This is a genomic window from Faecalimonas umbilicata (assembly GCF_004346095.1).
Taxonomy (GTDB): domain Bacteria; phylum Bacillota; class Clostridia; order Lachnospirales; family Lachnospiraceae; genus Faecalimonas; species Faecalimonas umbilicata.
On sequence record NZ_SLZV01000044.1, the window covers coordinates 1 to 16,227 of the forward strand.

General features: G+C 39.8%; 15 protein-coding genes. 5 read left to right on the forward strand and 10 right to left on the reverse strand.

Annotation, left to right across the window (positions count from 1 at the left end; all coding sequences use genetic code 11):
* Positions 1 to 132 precede the first annotated feature (132 nt).
* Positions 133 to 1,239 (reverse strand): radical SAM/SPASM domain-containing protein, encoded by a 1,107-nt coding sequence (locus EDD74_RS14400; RefSeq protein ID WP_116441053.1) that lies wholly within the window; start codon positions 1,237 to 1,239, stop codon positions 133 to 135.
* A gap of 121 nt (positions 1,240 to 1,360) precedes the next feature.
* On the opposite strand from EDD74_RS14400, the gene EDD74_RS14405 reads away from it, so the two are divergent.
* The 3 genes from EDD74_RS14405 to EDD74_RS14415 all read left to right on the forward strand — a co-directional run bounded on the left by EDD74_RS14405 (position 1,361) and on the right by EDD74_RS14415 (position 4,235).
* Positions 1,361 to 2,212 carry a helix-turn-helix domain-containing protein gene (locus tag EDD74_RS14405; RefSeq protein WP_008977125.1) on the forward strand — a complete coding sequence of 284 codons (852 nt, stop codon included), beginning with the start codon at positions 1,361 to 1,363 and terminating at the stop codon, positions 2,210 to 2,212.
* 94 nt (positions 2,213 to 2,306) lie between these two features.
* Complete coding sequence (locus EDD74_RS14410; protein ID WP_242990053.1) at positions 2,307 to 3,176, forward strand: RNA-guided endonuclease InsQ/TnpB family protein; 870 nt, start codon at positions 2,307 to 2,309, stop codon at positions 3,174 to 3,176.
* A 174-nt stretch (positions 3,177 to 3,350) separates the two neighbouring features.
* On the forward strand, positions 3,351 to 4,235 hold the full coding sequence (locus tag EDD74_RS14415) for a helix-turn-helix domain-containing protein (RefSeq protein ID WP_116441052.1): 885 nt from the start codon (positions 3,351 to 3,353) through the stop codon (positions 4,233 to 4,235).
* Between the two features lie 456 nt (positions 4,236 to 4,691).
* Here the strand turns inward: EDD74_RS14415 and gnpA are convergent, their stop codons facing one another.
* Positions 4,692 to 6,857: a 1,3-beta-galactosyl-N-acetylhexosamine phosphorylase gene (gnpA, locus tag EDD74_RS14420; RefSeq protein WP_008977128.1), complete on the reverse strand. Its 2,166-nt coding sequence runs from the start codon at positions 6,855 to 6,857 to the stop codon at positions 4,692 to 4,694.
* A gap of 384 nt (positions 6,858 to 7,241) precedes the next feature.
* On the opposite strand from gnpA, the gene EDD74_RS14425 reads away from it, so the two are divergent.
* Positions 7,242 to 7,904, forward strand: a complete 663-nt coding sequence (locus EDD74_RS14425) for a hypothetical protein (RefSeq protein WP_116441050.1) — start codon at positions 7,242 to 7,244, stop codon at positions 7,902 to 7,904.
* 134 nt (positions 7,905 to 8,038) lie between these two features.
* Here the strand turns inward: EDD74_RS14425 and EDD74_RS14430 are convergent, their stop codons facing one another.
* The 6 genes from EDD74_RS14430 to EDD74_RS14455 all read right to left on the reverse strand — a co-directional run bounded on the left by EDD74_RS14430 (position 8,039) and on the right by EDD74_RS14455 (position 14,143).
* Positions 8,039 to 8,692, reverse strand: coding sequence for a hypothetical protein (locus EDD74_RS14430; RefSeq protein ID WP_008977130.1), 654 nt, complete (start codon positions 8,690 to 8,692; stop codon positions 8,039 to 8,041).
* Between the two features lie 18 nt (positions 8,693 to 8,710).
* Positions 8,711 to 9,745 carry a M42 family metallopeptidase gene (locus tag EDD74_RS14435; RefSeq protein ID WP_008977131.1) on the reverse strand — a complete coding sequence of 345 codons (1,035 nt, stop codon included), beginning with the start codon at positions 9,743 to 9,745 and terminating at the stop codon, positions 8,711 to 8,713.
* 190 nt (positions 9,746 to 9,935) lie between these two features.
* On the reverse strand, positions 9,936 to 11,039 hold the full coding sequence (locus tag EDD74_RS14440; RefSeq protein WP_116441049.1) for a PucR family transcriptional regulator: 1,104 nt from the start codon (positions 11,037 to 11,039) through the stop codon (positions 9,936 to 9,938).
* Positions 11,040 to 11,066: 27 nt separating this feature from the next.
* Positions 11,067 to 12,416, reverse strand: a complete 1,350-nt coding sequence (locus EDD74_RS14445; protein ID WP_008977139.1) for a glucose-6-phosphate isomerase — start codon at positions 12,414 to 12,416, stop codon at positions 11,067 to 11,069.
* A 65-nt stretch (positions 12,417 to 12,481) separates the two neighbouring features.
* Positions 12,482 to 13,294 (reverse strand): hypothetical protein, encoded by an 813-nt coding sequence (locus tag EDD74_RS14450; RefSeq protein WP_116441048.1) that lies wholly within the window; start codon positions 13,292 to 13,294, stop codon positions 12,482 to 12,484.
* Positions 13,295 to 13,447: 153 nt separating this feature from the next.
* Positions 13,448 to 14,143 (reverse strand): 5'-methylthioadenosine/adenosylhomocysteine nucleosidase, encoded by a 696-nt coding sequence (locus EDD74_RS14455; RefSeq protein ID WP_008977141.1) that lies wholly within the window; start codon positions 14,141 to 14,143, stop codon positions 13,448 to 13,450.
* Between the two features lie 195 nt (positions 14,144 to 14,338).
* Here EDD74_RS14455 and EDD74_RS14460 point away from each other — a divergent pair, with 195 nt between their 5' ends.
* Complete coding sequence (locus tag EDD74_RS14460) at positions 14,339 to 14,581, forward strand: TIGR03905 family TSCPD domain-containing protein (RefSeq protein WP_116441047.1); 243 nt, start codon at positions 14,339 to 14,341, stop codon at positions 14,579 to 14,581.
* Positions 14,582 to 14,894: 313 nt separating this feature from the next.
* Here EDD74_RS14460 and EDD74_RS14465 read toward each other — a convergent pair whose 3' ends face one another.
* Both EDD74_RS14465 and EDD74_RS14470 read right to left on the reverse strand, forming a co-directional pair.
* Positions 14,895 to 15,353 (reverse strand): DUF6147 family protein, encoded by a 459-nt coding sequence (locus tag EDD74_RS14465; protein ID WP_116441046.1) that lies wholly within the window; start codon positions 15,351 to 15,353, stop codon positions 14,895 to 14,897.
* A 59-nt stretch (positions 15,354 to 15,412) separates the two neighbouring features.
* On the reverse strand, positions 15,413 to 15,931 hold the full coding sequence (locus EDD74_RS14470; protein WP_243116181.1) for a DUF4367 domain-containing protein: 519 nt from the start codon (positions 15,929 to 15,931) through the stop codon (positions 15,413 to 15,415).
* Positions 15,932 to 16,227: the final 296 nt, after the last annotated feature.

Sequence of the window (16,227 nt, forward strand, 5' to 3'; positions counted from 1 at the left end):
TTGCGGACTCTTCGGAGTCCGTTTTCTGCTTTTAGGCATAAAAAAGGGAGCTATTGCTCTATAGATGATTACTCATCTATTTTGCAACAGCCCCTGGGTTCTGCTACTTTTAAAAGATAATCACAGGGTCTTTCAAAGTGTCTGTGCGATCCTGAACAATGTCGGATATGCCTCCATCAAAAATTCTCTGTGACCACACCACTCTTCTGTGAGATAGGTCCGATTCTGTCTCTTGCAGCCACCGCGGCAGATTTTCCAGAATGGACATGTCTCACAGATTTTTTTTATCTGTCTTTCTTCCTGAATGAAATTTTTCATCGCTTCGCTATATAAAAGTTCCTGAAGTGTCTGATCTTGCAGATTTCCGCAGCAATACTGATCCAACACATAAAAATCACATGGATATACACTGCCGTCTGCCTCCACCACAAGCTGCGCTGTACAAAATCCAAGCATTCCACACTGCTGTGGAGGACGATCAGACAACATCAACAGCAGGTTATCAAACAGAGTTACACTCCTGTAATCTCCATGCACATAATCATCCAGCCAAAGCCGATAGAACCGCTTATAAAATTCGGCGTACTGTTCTGGCTTTAGTTCCTGATCATTTCCAGTCACTGCGCTCTGCTGCTGTTCTGGAAATTCTCCAAGACACGGAATACACTGCACATAAGAAAATCCCTGATCTTTCAAGAAATGATAATATGCTTCCGGATGCGCCGCAAGCCGTGGTGTCAGTACAGTGAGAATATTATATGCCACTTTATATTGTTCCAGTAGCCGGATTCCCTGCATGATCTGCGCATACATTCCCTTTCCCTCTTGATCTACCCGAAAACGGTTTGTGTTAGACTCATACCCGTCCAACGAAACACCCACGAGAAATTCTTCTTCTCGAAAGAACCGTGCCCACGACTCATCTATCCGCGTACCATTTGTCTGAATGGCATATCGTACTGTGCGTGCCCCCTTTTTTTCACGGACATACTCTGTAAATTGTCTATAATACTCCAGCCCGGCAAGGGTGGGCTCCCCACCTTGAAATGCGAATGTAATCTGTGCATCTTCCTCCGTTTCTGCAATGGCACGGTCAATCAATTTCCGCATGATTTCCGGCTTCATTTTCCCACTGCATGGACGTTCTCTCCTATTACTGATGTCCTCATAGAAGCAGTATGGGCACTTCAAATTGCATAGGGATGATGCGGGTTTTACTAAAAATGAAAGATATTTCATAATGTTTTCTCCTCCTCATTACACGGATTATACTATCTGACAGCAAGCTTGTAAATGACACCGATTCGTTTATTGCTTTTTTCAACAAACATCTATATAATAAACCCAAAGGAGACCTATTATGAGTAATCAAAATTATCGCCTGGAAGAGAAAAATTCCAAAAAAATCGATGTCCATCTGCTCTATATCACAGAAGCAAAATATGAGCAGGACTGGCATAGCCTTGCACATACGCATCATTTTACCGAATTGTTTTTTATTACCCACGGAACCGGAAAATTTACAATTGAGAACGAGTGTTTCCCGGTCAAAGAAAATGATCTGATCATTGTCAATCCGAATGTTTCCCACACCGAATCAGGCGGAACCGGCACTCCTCTTGAATACATTGTCCTTGGGATCAACGGACTGCAATTTACGGACAAGGACGAATTTACTAATTATACGATTCATAATTTCTTTCACTACCGCGAGGAGCTCCATTTTTACCTGAAGATGCTGCTCAAAGAGGTGCGGAAAAAAGAAGAAAATTTTGAATCCATCTGCCAGAATCTTCTGGAGCTGATCATCTGGAATATCACTCGTCAGACACAGACAACACTGTCCGTTGCTCCGACTAAGAAGATCACAAAGGAATGTCGGTTCATCGAACAGTATCTGGATGAACATTTCAAAGAAGATATCACACTTCAGACACTCAGTGACCTGACGTATCTGAACAAATATTATCTGGTACATGCATTTAAAAATTATAAAGGAGTTTCCCCGATCAACTACCTGATTGAGAAGCGGATTTCTGAGGCAAAACATCTGCTTGGCACTACCAATTTCCCAATTGCAAAGATTGCTTCCGTCGTCGGTTTTTCCTCTCAATCCTACTTTTCGCAGGTATTTCGAAAAGAAACCGGGCTTTCTCCGAACAAATACCGTAAGAGTATGGACTCACAAAATGAGGCAGGAGGAAGCAATTAGTTGAAAGTAAGTTGTAAAAAGTTATAAATAAGTGGTGATTTTTATAACTTATATCGATAGAACAAAGTATAAACATTACAGGGAGCTTTTAATTATGACTAAATACTATTCTATCAATGAATTTTCAAAAATTGGGGGAGTATCAGCACAGACACTTAGAAATTGCGAAGGATTTTCCATGAGCAAAAAGAAAAATAAGCAGAAGTTGAATTGGATCAGGCTTTGTGAAAAAGGAAGAATACCAACCAACTGTAAATACATGAATCCACGTTTTACTTATGATGAATTGCATTGGTATATTTCTGTTGGAATTGAAGTAGAAGACTCTACTACTATTCCATTAAATAATGGAATTGGAATAGATTTAGGAATTAAGGATTTAGCAGTTTGTTCCGACGGGAATATTTATAAGAACATAAATAAAACAACTACAGTAAATAAATTAGAAAAAAGAAAACGTAGGTTACAGCGTTCCATATCAAGAAGATATGAGAAAAATAAGAAAGGAGGAATTTACTGTAAAACATGTAACATTATAAAAAAAGAAAAAGAACTTTTAAAAGTAACCAAACGATTAACGAATATTCGTCAAAATTACTTACATCAAACAACATCTGAAATCATAAAACGAAAACCAAGTTTTATATGTATTGAAGATTTGAACGTAAGTGGAATGATGAAGAATAAACATTTATCCAAAGCAGTACAGCAACAATGCTTTTACGAATTTAGGAAGCAAATGGAATATAAGTCAGCATGGAATAACATTCCGGTAATTATAGCTGATAGATTCTTTCCTAGTTCTAAGTTATGTAGTTGTTGTGAAAGTATTAAAAAAGACTTAAAACTGTCAGACAGAATCTATAAATGTGAATGTGGAAATGTTATAGACAGAGACTATCAAGCCAGTTTGAATCTTAAAATGTATGGAGAAAATGTTTTAAAACAACAATCTGTAGCATAACACTTTCAAGTTAATACAGATATGTACTGATTCGTTAGTCAGGAATTTACGCCTATGGAGAGTACAAGAACTTGTAAGTAGTGATTGACTTACCAACACGAAAGCATACTCGTTGAAATAGGAATGAAACATAAAAGTTTATAACTTTTTATAAGTTTTCAGTAACGGTTTAGTATGATGTACAAAGGAACACTTCTGACGGACACCATATCCATCCACGAAGTATTCACCATTCATTATTTTGAATATATGAGCGATTTCTCTTTCGCCGGAGAGTCCCACAATTTCTGGGAATTTGTCTTCGTTGACAAAGGTGAGATTGATATTTATATGGAAAGTATCCATGCACGTTTAAAAAAAGGGGAGGTCGCCTTTCACAAACCAAATGAATTTCACAGACTACAGGCGACCGGAAGCTCTGCTCCGAACCTTGTTGTTATTTCCTTTGAATGTAATGATGCCGTGATGCAATTTTTCGAGGGAAAGATTCTCTCCCTCGATGAGACAGAGAAAATTTTGCTCGGCGAAATTGTAAAAGAAGCAAAGTCGCTGTTCAACTGTCGGCTGGATGACCCCTACCTGACTGAAATGACCAAATACAAGCAACCGCCATTTGGCGCAGAGCAATTTATCCGAATCCATCTGGAACATTTTCTGCTCCATCTGTTACGCCGCAGGCAGGACAGTCCTTCTTCGACTCCAAAAGTGATCGCCTCCAAAGGCAATTCCGAAGTGTTTAACCGTGTGCTTGCTTATATGGAAAAAAATCTCTGTCTGCACCTGACGATCGAGCAGATCTGCCGCGACAATATGATTGGCCGCTCGCAGCTGCAAAAGATTTTCCAACAGAAAACCGGACTTGGTGTGATTGAATATTTTTCCAATATGAAAATCGATGCTGCAAAGCAAATGATGCGTACAGATTTAATGAATTTCACACAGATTTCAGAAAAACTCGGCTATTCTTCAATCCACTATTTCTCCAGACAGTTTAAAAAGATTACCGGAATGACACCGTCTGAATATGTATCTTCTATCAAAGCGCTGTCAGAAGTTTAGATCTGTTATTTTTCCATCGGAACAAAAACTCTTTATATAGAGAGAATATTGCGGAGGTGGATGTATGGGAAACTATCTTTTCTGATCCAAAAATAAAAGTATATGGGGAAGTAAATTACAAACGACTTAGATAGGAAAGGAGCCAACATGTCAAAAAAACGAAAAGTGTTACTGATTGTATTCACATTAATTTTTCTGCTATTTCTTTTTCTTGTATATCGATATGGTTTTCTGCATTTAATAGTCATCTTTCAAAGAATATGGCATTTAGTATTTTAAGATTAGCATTTTAAAATTCATTGGGAAAGCAGAATCAAAACATGGACAGAAAAAACAATGGCATAAAAGAAAAGAACCTCCTGACCGTCATCTACTGACGTCCGGAGGTTCTTTTCATCCCATGTGAGTGTTTCCCTTGCAGTTCAGTCATCATGCAGAGGGACTTACTATTATCTATTAGATTTCGTACCAGATAATTTCATTTGCATCCAGATGAAGATCGAAACTGCTTCCATCCCCTCTGTATACTGTTGTATCCTGTGGCTCATAAGTATTATTTACTACACAGTATTTTCCATTCTTCACATATGCGTGCACTTCCACATTGAAGTTTGTGCTGAACCATTTGTGAAGGTTTCCTTCGTCATGTGCAGACCAAAGGATGGAACGATACAGAAGACGGCTGTTCTCGAAGCTGTATGGAAGCCCGCTGATGTAAACACAACGTCCTGCTCCAAAGTCATTGACTGCCATCTGCACCTCTTTGTCAATCTGTCTTAATACTGTTGTTCCGTCTAGTGCAAAAATATTTTTCTGACCTTCCCCAAAGTCGATGTCCTTTGTGCAGTCTTCTTTGATGAAGTGGTCATGTTCTTCCCAATTGTATTTATCTGTATTTAAGTTAAATCCATTTTCTTTTTCTACACCGAGTGCGCTTGCAAGCTGGAAGTAACGTCCTTCCCACTGATAAGCTGTCGGCTCACCAACACCGATAAATCCACCACCATTGTAGATAAATCTCTTCACTGCTGTCACGATCTCTTCATCCGCCCATGCAGCTCCACCACTGTGTGCAGTGTAAGCTCCTCCGACATTGATGATAACATCGATATCGTCAAGAACTGCCGGATTCGTCTTAATATCATCAAAGCTGATAAAACGCACATCAAACGGCGCTCCGGAAAGCGTCTCCACAATTCCTGCGTAAGAGTAGTTCTGCTTCTGATATAAAGCATGATGTACCATGTGATTTCCCCATGCTCTCATCTTACCCCAGCTGTTGAGTACTGCAACAGTCTTCACGCAATATGGTGTTGTTCCTTTGATATTCTCATATAATGTACGGAATTCTTTACATACACTTTCTACATAATCGATAAATTCCGGAAATTCCAGTGCAAGCTTTAAGTAACCGCCGTATCCGATTCGATCGATCGGTTTTCTAAGGATTGCACGTCTTGCTGTTACCCAGTTCACCTTCGCCTCTTTGACCGGATCTCCGCCTTCGTGGAAAGTATCTGGGAAGAAATATGGGAGGAAACGTCCCTCTGTATATTTCACATTTGGAATATCGCTGATCAGACGGAGTGTAGAACCATTTCCGACACTTCCTACAACTGCATCCAGTCCGATGGATTTGAATTCGTCCATAAACGGCTCCATACCGATCCAGTGGTCTCCTAAGAACATCATTGCTTCTTTTCCCATCTCGTGCGTGATATCTACCATCTCTTTGGCAAGTTTTGCAACTTCTCTTCTCTGAAATGCCTGGAAATCCTTGAATTCTTTTGACGGAATCCGGTACTGATTGTTCATATATCCCTGATCAATAATATACTCTGGTCTGAATTTGTATCCCACTTCCTTCTCGAACTGCTCTAAAATATATGGGCTGACAGATGCAGAATATCCGTACCAGTCTACATATTTTTCTCTTGCCAGTTCATCGAAGATCAGTGTGAACTGATGGAAGAATGTTGTATATCGAATGACATCTACATGTGGATTGTCCTCGATAAACTTGCGGAGACGTTTCATGGAAAATTCTTTTGTCTTAGGCTGACGCACATCAAAAGTGATCTGCTTCTCCACACCTTTCCAGTCATTGACAACTGCGTTGTACATATGTACCGGATCCCACATAATGTATGCAAGGAAGCTTACGGTGTAATCATGGAATGCCTTTGCTCCATGAATCGTCACATCACCAGTCTCTTCACTGTAAGACCAACTATCTGTCGGAACAACTTCCCCTGTAGTACGGTCGATTACTTCCCACCAGCGCTTGATATCATCATGAGAATTTACCTTCAGCATATCCGGATATAAATGATCCATCAAATGAATCGAAAGCTCTTCCTCCACTGCTGTATGGAAAGAAGTCATAATATACATCTGCTGAATCTCATCCGGGTTCGCCTTTGCCCACTCATTATCTTTTCTTGTTGTATAATAAGTAGAATACACTTTTGCATCTACATCTCTTAATCCTTCCGGATAGTCTGTTCCATCACAATCACGAATCGCATCTGCTCCCCAGCGCTCCAGTAATTCCAGTGTCTCTGGTACAACATCAACATCTGTCGGGATCGTTACCCTTCCTCTTGTGTTTTCATTACCCATAATGTTTCTCCTTTTCTAAAAAATTCGCATTTTTCTAAATCTAGTATAACTTCTTCTCATAGGCAAATCTACGCAAATCTTGTTTACAATATTATAAATATTGCTATATCCTTACATTTTAACAATTTTCTTCTCTTTTCCCATAATCCCCGGTCAAATCTCCACTCCAAAATACTTTTAAGTACTACCGCTGTCTTTTCCAGATTCATCCTGGAATTGTCTTTGTTTCCCATCTTTCTTATGGTAAAATGAATTACAGAAACAGTACAATCTTGCGATGCAGTCATCGGATCTTTTCCTAGAGCTTTTCATCTTGCCTTTGAGAAAATCAGTCTTACCGCCCATCTGTTTCTGACAGAGCACACACGAAATGAGGGATTCGCCATGATTCTAAAAGTCCACCAAACAAAGCATGATCTAAAAAATGCCTATCAGATTACTTCTGCCGGAAAACTTTTGTACTCTGCCTGCGCGTCAAATCTTCATAGACTGGGAAATCTGACCATTTACGATGAAAACAAGCAGCCTCTTTGTACTCTTTCCCGCACAGTCAAACTGCAAGAGCTTCTTATTCCTACCATTCTTACTCTTTTTCCCATCGAGAAAAAGAAAGATTTTTATCAGCTAGAAGGAGCCTTAAGCGGAACCTGCTATCATCGGCTCAAAGGACCCTCCATCTGTGAGTATCACATCCAAACCGATATAAGTTCTCTTGTCATCCATCCGCTCTATCACGGTTCCAGAGAACTCTTTTTAGTCTTTACTGCTGGCGAAGAACAGATTGCACTGATTGAACGTCACACAACTGTCGTCAATCAGAAGGATACTTACACACTTTATCTCACTGGGCGCTATGAGCATACCGCTCTTCTGCTGTCTGCATGGATCTTACTCTACGACCATCAGAACTACGGGGATCAAAGAGAAATCTCTGCCGGAATCAGCAAAACATGGAGCTGGTCCCTCCCAGGCGCAAAAGGGAGAAAACTTTACAACCCTAATTGGGGACAGGACGAATTTCAGGAACAGGCGCCAAAGCTATTGTAAAAATTGGGAGTTTCCAATGAATTTCTATCAAATAAAAAGACAGCCAGTTTTTCAAAAATCTGATCTACAGACTTTTGAAATCCTGACTGTCTTTTCACTCTTTTCCTGAATCACATCGCCGCTAAGCAAACAATTTACTCGAATAGAAATTCTACAAATGCTTTCGCATGTTCTCGATGTTCCGTGTAAGAAAATACTCCGATATACGCATCTTCATACCCAACGATTCCATATTCCTCTGCGAGCTTACTTTGGTTGGCAAGCATATAATTTTCTCCAACCTCCTCTGCATGTTCTTCGCAAAATTCACTTCCCATTAACTCTTCTACACTTAAAAAAACACCATCCTGATCGTATGTTGCAAATGTTTCTTTATCACAAACAAAAATATCCGCGGTTCTTGCCCCCATTACAACAGATAGCTTCATCGTACTGTTATATGTCGTCTGATTTCCTTCTCCGGTATAGACGGAAGTATCGATCGTGATAATCTGATTCTTGTCTTTGATTTTCAGTGCTTTCCGCAAATCTTGATTTAAATTTTCTGTACTCGGTGCAGAAGAATTGACGATTACCACATTTAATAGCTCTTCTTTCTGCAAGTTCTTGTACCAGTTTACCCCAAACACTCCGAGTGCAATCACTGCCACTGCCACCACAAGTACCCATTTGTAATAAGTGAAGAAATATTCGATTCGCTTCTTCCAGCTCATCGAAGCTACTTTTTCCCTCTCTAACTGCCACTTCTCTTTCCTTGTCAGATCAGACTCATGTTTCTTTTGCATCATTCATTTCCCTGCCTTATCTTATTTCAGAACATAATTCAAAGCAAGTTCGAATGTCTGTTTCATGCCGTCTTTGTGTGTTCTCTCATATCCATGTGAAGCATATACTCCTTGTCCGATCAATGCATATCTTACATCCTTACCAGATCTAAGCGCTGCTCCTGCGTCGGATCCATAAGATGGATAAATATCAACTGCATAATCGATTCCATGTTCCTTTGCCACTTCGATCAGCTCATTTGTCATCTCAAAATGATATGCTCCGGAACTGTCTTTTGCACAGATGGATACTTGTTTTTCCGTACATGCCAGATGATCCCCGACACATCCCATATCCACTGCCAGAAGATCTTCAATCTCCTCTGGGATTCCTGCTGACGCCCCATGTCCAATCTCTTCAAATGTCGTAAAGAACAGCTGTACATTTCTCTTCAGACATCCCGGATGCTCGCTCACATATTTTGCGATTCCAAGAAGAACTCCCGAAGAAGCCTTATCATCCAGAAAACGGCTCTTAATATATCCTTTTTCTGTCACTTGAAATCTTGGTTCTACCGCAAGAAAATCTCCGGCACAAATGCCCAATTTCTCTACGTCTTCCTTGGAAGTGACATCTTCATCAAGAACTACTTCCAGATTTGTAAATTTACGCTCTGCGTTGACATCTGGATTTACATGCACAGAAGCATTCTCAAGCTGGATTGTTCCCTCATACACCGCACCACTTCTTGTAATAACACGCACATTTTCTGTCTCAATATTATTTGGGTTCAATGTCCCATTGGAAATTGCAAGACGTCCATTCCCTTTAATATAATGTACAAATGCGCCTAACGTATCTACATGTGCAAGCATCATCAACGGATTCCCCTCTCCGCCAAGATTTGCAATTACACCGCCTTTTCTCAGCGTACGAACTTCAAACCCCATCGCCTGTATTGTATCTACAAGATATTTCTGTACATTGTAATGATAACCTGTCGGGCTGTCGATCCCGATCACTTTCTCAGTCTGTTCCACGATGTATTCGTGATATTCATGATTCTGATGTGCCATAATAAAATCCCTCCATTATTTTTACAATACAAGTATTATAACAAATGGGAAGAGCATTGACTAGAGTTGTTTGCAAATATCCTTCTATTCATTTTTACTTCCTCTATATGCTGGCAGACAAAAAAATATTCCAAACATTTAGAAACGCAGCTTTCTGTTCTACGCTTCCAAATTATTCGGAATATCTTTTTTATTTTTTAATATGACTTGCAACCATCATCGCAATCTTAAATGTAAGTGCATCATCAAACACACGCACATCCAGCCCTGTCGATTTCTGAATCTTTTCCAAACGGTACACAAGTGTATTTCTGTGAATATATAATTGCCTTGCTGTCTCCGATACGTTCAGATTATTATCAAAGAACTTATACACGGTAACCAAAGTCTCCTCATCAAACTGCTCAAAAGCGTCTCCGTTAAATACTTCCTGCAGAAACATCTCGCACAGTGAGACCGGAAGCTGGTGGATCAGCCTCCCGATTCCAAGTTCATTGTATGCCAGTATCGTTCGTTCACTGTAAAAAATTCTTCCCACATCCAACGCCATTGCAGCCTCTTTATAAGACTTAGAAACATCTTTTAACTCTTCCACCACAGTTCCATAGGCAACACGCACTTTCATCATCGCCTCAGCGCTCAATGTATCGGTGATCGTCTTTGCAATATCATTGATCTCCTTATACCCGTCTGTCACCTCGAGATGTTTGATAAAAATAATATGTCCTTCATCTACCGCCGTAATGAAATCCTTTGTTCCCGTCGCATAGAGCCCGCGCATTGTCTCCATAACAATGCTGTCTCCTTCTTTTTTAGGCTCAATCAGGAAAACAACTCTCCGTTCCTCGATTGCAATTCCGAGCTTCTTTGCTCTATTATAAATATCTACCAGAAGAAAATTGTCAAGAAGAAGATTTTGCAGAAAATTATTCTTATCCATCCGTTCATGATAAGCCATGATCAAATTTCTGATCTGACTTACACACAGCCGGCCGATCACCTTTATGTCATCCCAAACTCCATGGATCATCAGAACATATTCCAATTCACTCATATGGTTTAAGATTGGAAAAAATGCTGCCTTCTCCTCAACCGCCTCTGAGAGTTCTTCTGTGCCTTCCTCCATCTGCTCTTTCCATTTGGAAAGATAGATTTTAACTTGCTCCTTGGCGCTCTCATCTGCCCCTGACGTTTTCACAGCAATCATTCCTTCTGCATTCCATAAAGATATTTCTGCTGCCACAATTTCTTTCATCTCATTGATCGTTCTCTGTAATATCTGTCTTGATAACAACTTGCCACTTCCTCTGTCGTTTTCTAATTATAATCTCTTTAATAATTCTTCACGTTCTTTTTCAAACCCAGGTTTTCCAAGAAGCGCAAACATGTTTTTCTTATAGCTTTCTACGCCCGGTTGGTCAAATGGATTCACTCCTAATAAATATCCGCTCACACCGCAGGCAAATTCAAAGAAATAGAATAACTGTCCGAGATAAAATTCATTCTGCTCCGGAATATGTACCATCAAGTTTGGAACATTTCCATCTGTATGAGCAAGAATTGTTCCATTCATTGCACTCTTATTGATAAAGTCCACAGACTTTCCTGCCAAATAATTTAATCCGTCAAGATCCACCGGCTCTTCGTTGATCAGAATCTCTTCTTTTGCAGTTTCCACATCTAAAACGGTCTCAAATAAAATTCGGCTTCCATCCTGAATGAACTGTCCCATAGAATGTAAGTCTGTTGTCAGGTCTACTGCTGCCGGGAAAATTCCTTTTTGGTCTTTTCCTTCGCTCTCCCCGTAAAGTTGTTTCCACCACTCTGAAACATAGTGAAGGCTTGGCTCATAATTTGCTACGATTTCAACTGCTTTTCCTTTGCGAAGTAAAATATTACGGATTGCTGCATACTGTAATGCACTGTTTTCTGAGAACTCCGCTTCCAGAGCCTCTTTTCTTGCTGCCTGTGCACCTTCCATCAGCTTTTCAATATCAGCTCCACTAACTGCGATCGGAAGAAGACCTACTGCTGTCAGAACAGAGAAACGTCCTCCAACATCATCCGGAACAACAAATGTCTCATATCCTTCTTCTGTTGCAAGGTTCTTTAAGGCTCCTCTTGCCTTATCTGTAGTTGCATAGATTCTCTTTCCTGCCTCTTCTTTTCCGTATTTCTTCTCAAGTAATTCCTTGAATACTCTAAATGCGATTGCCGGCTCTGTCGTTGTTCCTGATTTTGAAATCATATTGATCGAAAAATCTCTGTCTCCGATCACATCGATCAGATGTCTGATATAAGTACTGCTGATGCTGTTTCCGACATAATAAATCTCAGGTGTTTTGCGCATTTCCTTGGAAATTACATTATAAAAGCTGTGCCCTAAAAATTCATTTGCAGCTCTTGCTCCAAGGTAAGAACCACCGATTCCGATCACAAGAAGTACTTCTGAATCGCTCTGAATCTTTGCTGCCGCCTTCTGAATGCGCGCAAATTCTTCTTTATCATAATCTACCGGAAGATCGATCCAACCAAGAAAATCATTTCCTGCCCCTGATTTGGACACTAATTTTTCTCTTGCAGCTACTGCCAGTTCACTCATATACTCTACTTCATGCGCATTGATAAATTTGCTCGCTTTTGAATAGTCAAATCTTACTTTATTTGCCATCGTTATCCTCTCCTTCTAAATATGCCTCATAATCATATTTATTTTATCAAATGGTCCTCTGTTTATCAAGCCAAAAACTCCTCTAAGATATCCCGGATCATTGCCTCCCGTTTCAGGTCATTTTCCATTTTATCCATAACTTCCTCAGATTTTCTCTCTTCCTGCTGTGCTTCCGCAAATAATTCTTTCTCTTTTCCACCTCTGTTCTCCCGCATTTCCATTTGAGCTTGATCCACAGTCTGTTCTTCAGTCTTTGCCTGCGCCAGATTCTCCTGCCGATTCCACTCCTCCGATGGGTTACCGTCTACCTGCTGAGCGGACTGCACTTCTTCCTTGTATCCCCGCATTTCCTGCCTCGCTGCTTTTTGATACCGGTGTGCACATACATTTTGAAGATAATCCACCATGTAGACATGAAGCATTTCCACTTTATATTTTTCATCCGTTGCCTGACAAATCAAAAACAGAAGTACCATTTCAATCGCTCCAAACGCACCATACCGAAATGCCTGCTCTCCCATTCCATAAATACTGTAACTAAGCAATGCCCCTATGAGCCCCAAAATCCCAACAAATCTCATCGACTGCCGCTCCAGCTGCTGCCATGTATGCAGCCGCAAACCTACAGACCGATATTCATGAATAAATTTTTCTACAAATGCACCTACATTGTCCACCTTGTCACTGACCATACATGCATGTTCAAATTTTGCACGAACAAGCTTCATAAAACGATGACTGCTCTTTGACATATTTTCCGCAGCCTTCACCAAACTCCGAAGTGTCCCTTCCGAAACCAGTTTACTGAGTATCCCAATTCCTCCGATCACCCCCATTAGATAAAAAATCATCTGTGTGTCTAACATTGTCTTGAACATAAAAGAGTCCCTCCTTCTTCTTTCTTCTCATTACTGATTCTGCGTTCATTATAGACCAGGAATGTCCGAAGAAAAAGAGGAGCGACTCTTGAATCGTTCATCAAAATTCGACAGAATCGTTTTCCTTTTCCCATTCTGCCTTTTGCTTTTTTCTTATAAACGTGGAAGCAGATTCTGTACAAGCCTTACAGAATGCTCGATTGCCTTCTGCTCAAATGCCGGATAATCCATCTCCGCACTGTTGTCGGCTTTGTCCGAAATTGCTCGAAGAATGACACACGGAATTTTGTTCAAATATGCCGCATGCGCGATGGATGCACCTTCCATTTCTACACAATCTGCGCCAAATCGCTCAATAATCCTCTGCTTTACTTCCGATTCTGCGATAAACTGATCTCCACTGGCGATCCGCCCTGTAAATGTATGAATATCTGGATTTGCCTCTTCATTTGCTTCTTTCGCAAGCTTTGCAAGTCTTTCATCCGCCGGAAATGCCAGGACATCCATGTTTGGAACCTGACCGACCGGATCCCCAAATGTGGATGCATCCACATCATGTTGTACCGCATCTTTGGAAATTACAATATCACCAATATCAATGGCTGCATTTAAAGATCCTGCAATTCCCGTATTGATCAAAAGATCTACTCCAAATCTATCTACAAGGATCTGTGCACAGATTGCTGCATTTACCTTCCCGATTCCACTCCGCACAACAACAACTTCCTTACCACAAAGCATTCCTTTGCAGAAAGTCATAGAAGCCTTCTCCACCACTTCACTAATCTCCATCTGCTCTTTCAGAATTGCTACTTCCTTTTCCATCGCACCGATAATTCCTATGATCATCTCTTTTCCTCCTGTTTGTATCATTTTGTTTCTCAATTATAGCAAAGATTTGCTCCAATACCTAGTGTCCTGGCACATTTATTTTCAGATGGGCATGTTATCTGGTGCAAATCCTCCAACAGACTGGTATTTTTTTTGCCCTTTTGCTATAATAAATAAAGAAATATTGAATCTAAATGAAAGTGAGGTGCTATCATGGAATACAAAACACACGGTGTCTGTGCCAGAGAAATTAAATTTGACTTAGACGGAGATACTATCAAATCCGTAGAATTTATTGGAGGCTGCTCCGGTAATACACAGGGAGTTGCCCGTCTCGTAGAAGGTATGAAGGTAGACGATGCCATCGCACGCATGGAAGGAATCCGTTGCGGCGCAAAATCTACATCCTGTCCAGACCAGCTTGCACAAGCATTAAAAGAAGCTACTGGAAAATAAAAAACAACAGAGACAAACATACAATCTTTCAAGTCTTCATGCAGTTTGTCTCTTTCTACTTTTACTCATTTTACAAAGGGACCATCTCAGTCTCTGCATCCCAATATGTAGTATTTACCTTATTATTTTGGTTTTTTAGTGTGGCGTTTTCTATTGGAAAATGACAGGTTTTTGCAGGTATGAAAATCATTCCCCAAACATACCGGATGCAGAGACTGAGATAGTCCCTCTGCTTTAACTCTATTCAGTTTTCTTATGACAAGTTTGTAATTCCTTTGTGGATATGTAGATCCATAAATCAACTAGTTACAAATTAGCCCATCCAAATTCCATTTGTGAAAGAATTTCCTACATCTGTGTTGGCGGAATGAATTCCTCTGGCGCGGTAATAATAGCCTCGCGGCACTTCTAATGTTTTACTAGTGCTTACCACATAATCGTTATATGCAGCTTCTCTCCATGTATAAACCTGAGACCATGAGCCATTATTGTACTGCTCTATAATCACTGCAATCTTCACTTCATTTACAACTTGCTGTGCTGTTGTCTTCCCTCCAGCATTTACCTTCCCTTTTCCTGCATTGACAATAATTGTCTGTCCTTCTTGTAAATACTGCCCTTTTGTCTGAAATTCTAAAGTCCCTTCTGATTTTTCTTCCTTTGTCAAAGCAGATTCCATTTTTTCAGTTTGGGCATTTACGTTACTTCCAATAGTAAAAAAGCCACATGTCAAAATAAATATTGCTGATAACATTTTTTTTAAATTTTTCATATCAACTCTCTCCCTTCTATTTAAGTAAACAGTTGAGTCATAAAAAACTTACGCATTTTTTAAAAAAAATATAAATTTTTTAAAATTTTTTCAAATTCTTCCTTTTCTATGATTCCTATTACTCGATACATCGCATTTTGATGTTTAAATATTGCAAAAAACTCTTTTTCTTTAGAATTTATTGTTTCTAACTCTTTAATATTGATTAGAACTTCTCCCCCCCACAACTGATAACTATTTTTATAATTGTCTTCTTGTGAAATACTATATGAACCATTGGTATGCTGCATATACATTTCATATTGAATTACTTTTCTTTTATAAGTATAGTATAATGTTGCTGTTCCCAGTTCTTTTTCTACAATACATTTATCAAACTCCATCCCCGCAGGCATATACTGTAACTGCACAGGCTCAATTCCCAATTCTTCTTTAATCTGTTCGTATGCTTCTTTCTCGCTCACATCTGTTGTCAGAATTCTATCTTCACCTTCTGTATCAACGGTCACTGTATTCTCATTTCCCAGCACCAGATCCGCAACTTTCAACCAGTATGGTCTTCCCCCAAGACTTGTCATACCAATCCCCAATACCAAAACCATCGTTGCGGCAACAACAAACACTGCCCTTTTTTTTCTTGGAAAATGGAATCTTTTTCTCGCTTTCTTTGCTTTCTTCTTTTCCTCGGCCGCTCTCCACCTGAAGTAAGATTCCCGATCTTCTTTAGAAAGTTTCTCACAAAACTCTTCTATACTGATTCCAATCTCCTCTGACTCTTCACTAGTATAACGAATATTAAATAATTGCTATATCAAACGGATGCCGCTTCCTCTTCACTGATTTCATCCATTTTATATTTCCAGTGATAAATCAC